This window comes from Chryseobacterium sp., from assembly GCF_022712095.1.
Taxonomy (GTDB): domain Bacteria; phylum Bacteroidota; class Bacteroidia; order Flavobacteriales; family Weeksellaceae; genus Chryseobacterium.
In genome coordinates this window covers 1-6,556 of record NZ_JALAHD010000229.1, presented here as the reverse complement: position 1 = coordinate 6,556, position 6,556 = coordinate 1, and the positions used below count along the sequence as shown (strand labels likewise).

6 protein-coding genes are annotated in these 6,556 nt (G+C 36.2%); 4 read left to right on the top strand and 2 right to left on the bottom strand.

The window, feature by feature from the left end:
• The first annotated feature begins 25 nt into the window (after window positions 1-25).
• Window positions 26-1,084 carry a Gfo/Idh/MocA family oxidoreductase gene (locus Q0A18_RS12145; RefSeq protein WP_292010414.1) on the top strand — a complete coding sequence of 353 codons (1,059 nt, stop codon included), beginning with the start codon at window positions 26-28 and terminating at the stop codon, window positions 1,082-1,084.
• On the opposite strand, the gene Q0A18_RS12140 is transcribed toward Q0A18_RS12145, so the two are convergent.
• Window positions 1,081-2,979, bottom strand: a complete 1,899-nt coding sequence (locus tag Q0A18_RS12140) for an ABC-F family ATP-binding cassette domain-containing protein (RefSeq protein ID WP_292010413.1) — start codon at window positions 2,977-2,979, stop codon at window positions 1,081-1,083. The two genes, Q0A18_RS12145 and Q0A18_RS12140, sit on opposite strands and share 4 nt — an antisense overlap.
• Window positions 2,980-3,084: 105 nt before the next feature.
• Between Q0A18_RS12140 and Q0A18_RS12135 the strand changes: the two genes are divergently transcribed.
• The gene (locus Q0A18_RS12135) at window positions 3,085-3,642 is read left to right on the top strand and encodes an alpha/beta hydrolase (RefSeq protein WP_363315989.1); all 558 of its coding nucleotides are present in this window, start codon (window positions 3,085-3,087) and stop codon (window positions 3,640-3,642) included.
• Here the strand turns inward: Q0A18_RS12135 and Q0A18_RS12130 are convergent.
• A complete protein-coding gene (locus tag Q0A18_RS12130; RefSeq protein WP_292010412.1) occupies window positions 3,639-4,499 on the bottom strand; it encodes a GH25 family lysozyme in 861 nt (286 codons plus the stop codon). The genes Q0A18_RS12135 and Q0A18_RS12130 overlap by 4 nt on opposite strands.
• A 65-nt stretch (window positions 4,500-4,564) precedes the next feature.
• Between Q0A18_RS12130 and Q0A18_RS12125 the strand changes: the two genes are divergently transcribed.
• Together Q0A18_RS12125 and trmD are read left to right on the top strand one after the other, a co-directional pair.
• A complete protein-coding gene (locus Q0A18_RS12125) occupies window positions 4,565-5,827 on the top strand; it encodes an NAD(P)/FAD-dependent oxidoreductase (protein ID WP_292010411.1) in 1,263 nt (420 codons plus the stop codon).
• Window positions 5,824-6,495 (top strand): tRNA (guanosine(37)-N1)-methyltransferase TrmD, encoded by a 672-nt coding sequence (gene trmD, locus Q0A18_RS12120; RefSeq protein ID WP_292010410.1) that lies wholly within the window; start codon window positions 5,824-5,826, stop codon window positions 6,493-6,495. The genes Q0A18_RS12125 and trmD overlap by 4 nt, the downstream gene beginning before the upstream one ends.
• The last annotated feature ends 61 nt before the right edge of the window (window positions 6,496-6,556 follow it).

Sequence of the window (6,556 nt, the reverse complement as noted above, 5' to 3'; positions counted from 1 at the left end):
TAGATATATTTGTTAAAAAAAGAATATGCAATTGGTAAAAGTAGGCCTTTGTGCTTTTGGGATGAGCGGAAAGGTTTTTCATGCTCCCTTTTTAAAGGAACATCCCGGTTTTGTAATGACAGCGGTGGTGGAAAGAAGTAAAAATGAATCTCAGGAAAAGTACCCTGATGCAGAGATTTACCGTTCTGTTGAAGAAATGCTTCAGAACGCAGATGTGGAAGTGGTAGTGGTTAATACACCTGTTCAGACTCATTTTGAATATGTGAGAAAAGCTTTGGAGGCAGGAAAGCATGTTATTGTGGAAAAACCTTTTACTGTCAATGCTAAAGAGGCTGAAACACTTGTAGATTTAGCAGAAGAAAAGAATCTGTTTTTAAGTGTTTACCAGAATAGGAGATTTGACCGTGATTATCTTCAGGTAGGAAAAATAATCAATAGTAAAAAATTAGGAGATATTAAAGAAGTTGAAATCAGATTTGACCGTTTTAGAACAGAACCCAGCGGAAAGCAGCACAAGGAAAATCCTGAACAGGCAGGATCAGGTTCACTTCATGATTTAGGGGCTCATCTGATTGACCAGGCAACACAATTATTTGGCTTTCCTGAAAAATTGTATGCAGATGTATTTTCTATGAAAGGACAGGATTTTGCCAATGATTATTTTGAAATACTTCTGTTTTATAAAGACCAGAAAAGGTTGAGACTTAAATCTTCTGTTTTTAGTAAAGAAGCTCATTATGCTTATATGCTGTATGGTGACAAAGGAAGTTTTTTACAGGAAAGGACTGATAATCAGGAGAATGAATTGGTGGCGGGTGCTGTTCCTGAATACGGAAAAGATTGGACTCTCCCTCTGAGAGATCCGGATGGGATATTGAATGTTTTAACTGAAGATTCTGAGACGAAAAGGGTTTTAACTTTCAGTGAGCCAGGAAACTATATGAACTATTATCAACAGATTTATGAACATATTGTATTCGGGTATTCATTACCTTCTCCCGGAATCGAAGTCATTCAGAATATGAAAATTATAGACGCAGCTCTTGAAAGTTCGGAACATGGAAAGGTGGTGTCCTTATCTTAAGCATCACCTAGAATCTCCTGAAGTTCAAGCCATCTCATTTCATGATTTTCCAGTTGTCCTGAAATCGTCTCCAGTTCAGCAGATAACTTTGAGATTTTCTCATAATCAGCTTCATTATTAAGCTGCTCAAGGATTTTGTTGCGTTGTTGCTCGAGATCCGGCATCTCCTTTTCAATAACTTCCAGTTCCCGCTGCTCTTTAAAAGATAATTTTCTTTTTTTCGAATCAGTGGATTGGGAATTATTGGCGGGGAGATTTTCTTTTATTTCTGCCTTTGGAGCTGTATTTTTCTCTAAAGCTTCCTCTCTGCTTTTTGCTTCACGGTATTCAGAGAAATTGCCTATGAAATCTTTTATTTTACCTTCGCCCTCAAACGCTAAGATATGGTCGACAATACGGTCCATAAAATAGCGGTCGTGAGAAACAATGATCAAGGATCCCTGGAACTGCAGCAGAAAGTTTTCAAGGACGGTTAAAGTAGGCAGATCCAGATCATTCGTCGGTTCATCAAAAATCAGGAAATTAGGATTTTGGTAAAGAATATACATTAAATGTAATCTTCTTTTCTCACCCCCTGAAAGTTTAGAAATGGGAGAATATTGTGTCTGGTCATCAAACAGGAATAAGCGTAAGAACTGAGATGCTGATAAACTTCGTCCGTTAGCTAATGGGTAAAATTCAGCGATCTCTTTAATGAAATCAATAACTCTTTCATCTTCTTTATAGGTCAATCCTTTTTGGGAAAAATACCCAAAAGAAATAGTTTCTCCTGTTTCTATTTCACCACTGTCTGCTTTTTCGAATTTTTGGATGATATTGAGAAGGGTGGATTTTCCCACTCCGTTTTTACCTATGATTCCTACTTTCTCTCCACGCTGAAACTGATAGCTGAAATCTTTTAACAGTACTTTGTCTCCAAAGCTTTTATTGATATGTTTAAGTTCAAGGATTTTATTTCCTAAACGTTTCATTTCAAAATCAAGTTCAAGATTCTGTTTTCGGGTATCTGTTTTCGCTACCTTTTCAGTTTCATAAAAAGCATCGATTCTGCTTTTTGATTTTGTGGTTCTGGCTTTAGGCTGTCTGCGCATCCATTCCAGTTCTTTTCGGTAGAGATTGTTGGCTTTATCAATAGTAGCATCAAGGTTCTCTTCACGGATCATCTTGTTTTCAAGATAAGTGGCATAAGATCCATTATGGACGTATAGATTCTGGTCTTCCATCTCCCAGATAATGTCGCAGACACTGTCCAAGAAGTAACGGTCGTGAGTAACCAATAATAAAGTTATTTTGGCTTTATTTAAATAATTTTCCAGCCATTCCACCATTTCTACATCAAGGTGGTTGGTGGGCTCATCCATAATCAAAAGTGTATGCCGATGCTCTGCCCTCGTTTCCGTAAGGAGTTTAGCTAAAGCAACTCTTTTGATCTGGCCCCCAGATAAAGTTCCCATCTTTGCCTGAAGATCAGTGATTTTAAGCTGGGAAAGAATTTGTTTCATTTCATTTTCCAGATCCCAGGCTTTATGAGCTTCCATATCGGCCAATGCTTTTTCTATGAAATCATTATCTGTAGAATGAAGTGAGTGATGGTAATTTTTAAGTGCCATAATCGGTTCAGAATCTAAAGTCATCATGAATTCATCGATCGTAAGACTCGGATCAAAAACAATTTCCTGATCAAACAGTACTACCTGAATATCTTTATTAATGATTACATTTCCGCTGTCTGCAATTTCTTTACCCATCAGGATTTTAAGAAGAGTAGATTTACCGCTTCCGTTTTTGGCGACAATAGCGATTTTATCTCCTTCGTTTATGTTAAAAGAAATATTCTCGAATAAAACTTTTATTCCGTAAGATTTGGTAAGGTTTTCAGCAGCAACGTAATTCATTTCTATAAAAATTTCGTAGCACGAAAATACGAAATATTAAGAGGTAAGGAAGATAAAATATAATTTGTTCCTATGAACGGATCATAAAAATTTAAATATTTTAAAATAATAGCGATAGATACAAGAGCTCAGCGCAAAAGCAAAGATTTCACCAATGGAAATTTAAACTATAAAATTTTTGCAGCAGATCTCAAAAATCTCATGAATGAATTAAATATGGATAAGGTAAATATTTTAGGTTGGAGTGATGGTGGAAATACGGGGCTTGAATTTGCTCTGCAATATCCGGAAAATCTGAATAAACTGGTCATTATTGGAGCTAATGCCTTTCCAAAAGGAGTAGAAGAAGGCCTTCTGAAAAGTTTTCAAGATAAGATAAAATGGATGGAAATGGCTAACCAACCTGAAAATGAAACAGAAAGAAGATTGCTGAAACTGATGATTACGGAGCCTGATATCAATAGAAAACAATTAAATACAATTCAGAATCCTGTTTTTGTTATTGCCGGAGAAAATGATGTGATTAAAAAAGAGCATACTGGAATGCTGGCAAAAGAAATTCCGGAGGCTAAACTTAAGATTTATCCTAAAGCTTCTCATCATCTTCCTTTTGAAATAGCGGATCACCTGAATAAAGATATAGTTGATTTTCTGAAAAATTAATCCAACGTAAGACTTTTTAAAGACCATAAACTTCCATTATAAATATCCAGATCTACCTTGGTGTTGATGCCATAAACGATCCCACTTTCTGTAAACTGCCAGAAATCCCAATGATCATCGGGTGATGGGGAAGGAACATCATTGTAGTTGGCCAGCCACAATGGATAATCATCAAATTCACCCTTGAGGAAGTCTTTATAATAATGGTAATATGTGTATATGATGGGCTTTTGACCATAAGTTTCCTCTATGATCTTACACCAGACTTTCAGATCTTCTACAAGTCTTTCATTGGTCTTTCTTCTTGGAATTTTTTCAATATCCAGGATGGGAGGAAGGTCACCACTTTCCAGTTTTACATTTTCCAGAAAATTATTAGCCTGAATAATAGGATCTTCATCTGCTCTGTAAAAATGATAAGCTCCCCGAATAAGGTTATGTTTTTTTGCTTGTTCCCAAAATTCACCAAAATGTTTATCGGCACTTTTATTACCCATCGTGGCGCGCATTACAACAAATTCAAGTGGAATAGTTTTATTTCCGATACTTAAACTGTCCCATTTGATATCTTCTTTATTCTGATAGTGGGAAATGTCGAGTCCATAGGTTTTATCTAAATTATCAGAGATGATTTTTTGAATCCTTAAAGTTTCTTTTTCGCTATTGTGAAGCTTTTTATGAGTAAACTTATTAAAGTATAAAGCGTAGTAATAAGTAATGGATTGTTTAAGGTATAATCCGGTTCCGATCAGGGCGATTACTAAAATAACCAACACAACTCTTCTCCGGAAAAAATATCGTTTTCGCCTGTTTTTATGGAGGTTTCTGGTTGTTTTTTTGTGGTGTTTTTTTATCATAAAGTTTTGCAAAACTAGCTTTTTATGTTCTAAAATGCTAAATAAAATCAGTAAATTTGTTTATTATGGAAACACGTGAGAAAGTTTTAATTATAGGTGGAGGCTTTGCAGGGTTACAGCTTGCAAAAACTTTAAACAATAAAAATAAGAAAGTGATATTACTGGATTGTGTGAATCATCATATGTTCCAGCCGCTTTTTTATCAGGTAGCGTGCGGAAGGATTGAGCCTTCCAATATTTCTTTCCCTTTCAGGAAAATCTTCCAGAGGTCGAGAAATACACAATTCCGCTTGACGGAAGTGAAGGAAATTATTCCCTCTGAGAATAAAGTGATTACAGATGAAGCTGAATTCAGTTATGATAAACTGGTTATTGCTACAGGATGTAAAACTAATTTCTTTGGGAATCTTGAAATGGAGAACAGGGCATTTGGAATGAAAAATACCCAGGAAGCTATCAGTATCCGAAATCATGTTCTGATGACGTTTGAGAAACTTATTCTTGAGAAAACCAGAAGTAGCGAAGGAAACTGGAATATTGTGATCGTAGGAAGCGGTCCTACCGGTGTTGAGTTAGCGGGAGCCTTTGCAGAAATGAAAAAAGATATTCTTCCAAGGGATTATCCTTATATGAACTTTGATAATTTAAAAATTATTCTGGTGAGTTCTACGGATATGCCATTGGCTGTAATGAGTGATGAAGCTCAGAAAAAGTCGGAGCAATATCTGAAAGAGTTGGGGGTTACTTTTATGAGCGGAGAAACTGTTACTGAATATAATGGTGATAAGGTCATTATGAAGAGCGGTAAGGAAATTCCATCAAATAACGTAATCTGGGCTGCCGGGGTAACAGGAAATGTAGTAAGCGGCTTCCCTGAGGATAAGCTGATCAGGAACAGATATGTTGTAGACCGTTATAACCGGGTAAAAGGTTATGATAATATATATGCCATAGGTGATATAGCCTATATGGAAACTCCAAAGTATGTCCACGCTCATCCACAGGTAGCTAATGTAGCGATAACTCAGGCTAAAAATCTGGGTAAAAACTTTTTGAAAAAAAGTGAAAATGAGTGGAAAGAGTATGAATATGAAGATAAGGGCTCATTAGCAACTATTGGTAAACACAGAGCTGTTGTAGATTTGCCATTTTTTAAATTCCAGGGATTCCTGGCCTGGTACTTCTGGATGTTCCTTCACCTGATGCTTATTTTGAGTGTCAGAAATAAATTAGCAGTTTTCTTCAACTGGATGTGGAGTTATTTTAATAAAGACTCCTCATTACGATTGATCATACTGCCCAATAAGAAAAACGAAACTTTACAATGAGAATAGATATTATAAGTGTGCTTCCGGAATTGATGGAAAGCCCTTTCAAAACATCGATTTTAAAAAGGGCTGTGGACAAAGGATTAGTAGAAGTGCATTTTCATCATCTTAGAGACTGGTCTGTAGGAAAACACAGGCAGGTGGATGATGAACCTTATGGAGGGGGTGCCGGCATGGTGATGATGATTGAACCTCTGGATAAATGTATTTCAGAATTGAAGTCTCAGAGGGACTATGATGAGATCATTTACCTTACTCCTGATGGAGTTACTTTAAATCAGAAAATAGCCAATTCTCTTTCTATTAAAAATAATCTGATCTTTTTATGCGGACATTATAAAGGTATAGATCAGCGAGTGAGAGAATTGCATATTACCAGAGAAATTTCAATCGGAGACTATGTACTTACCGGTGGAGAATTGGCTGCCTGTGTTCTGGCTGATTCCATTATCAGATTAGTACCGGGAGTTTTGAATGATGAACAGAGCGCATTAACAGACAGTTTTCAGGATGATTTATTATCTCCTCCTATTTATACCCGGCCCGAAAATTATAAAGGGCTGGAAGTCCCTAAAATATTATTAAGTGGAAATTTTGCAAAAATTGAAGAATGGAGACATGAAGAAGCTGTGAAAATTACAAAAGAGAAACGTCCGGATTTATTATAAATTTGCTCTTTAATGTGTTAGTTTCTAACTTTTTGCGCTGATTTTTTTCTGCTTTTGATTG

Excerpts from the sequence above, each read along its gene's own strand:
- Q0A18_RS12130 (WP_292010412.1), bottom strand. The coding sequence starts at position 4,499 with ATGATAAAAAAACACCACAAAAAAACAACCAGAAACCTCCATAAAAAC.
- Q0A18_RS12145 (WP_292010414.1), top strand. The coding sequence starts at position 26 with ATGCAATTGGTAAAAGTAGGCCTTTGTGCTTTTGGGATGAGCGGAAAG.
- Q0A18_RS12140 (WP_292010413.1), bottom strand. The coding sequence starts at position 2,979 with ATGAATTACGTTGCTGCTGAAAACCTTACCAAATCTTACGGAATAAAA.
- Q0A18_RS12125 (WP_292010411.1), top strand. The coding sequence starts at position 4,565 with ATGGAAACACGTGAGAAAGTTTTAATTATAGGTGGAGGCTTTGCAGGG.
- trmD (WP_292010410.1), top strand. The coding sequence starts at position 5,824 with ATGAGAATAGATATTATAAGTGTGCTTCCGGAATTGATGGAAAGCCCT.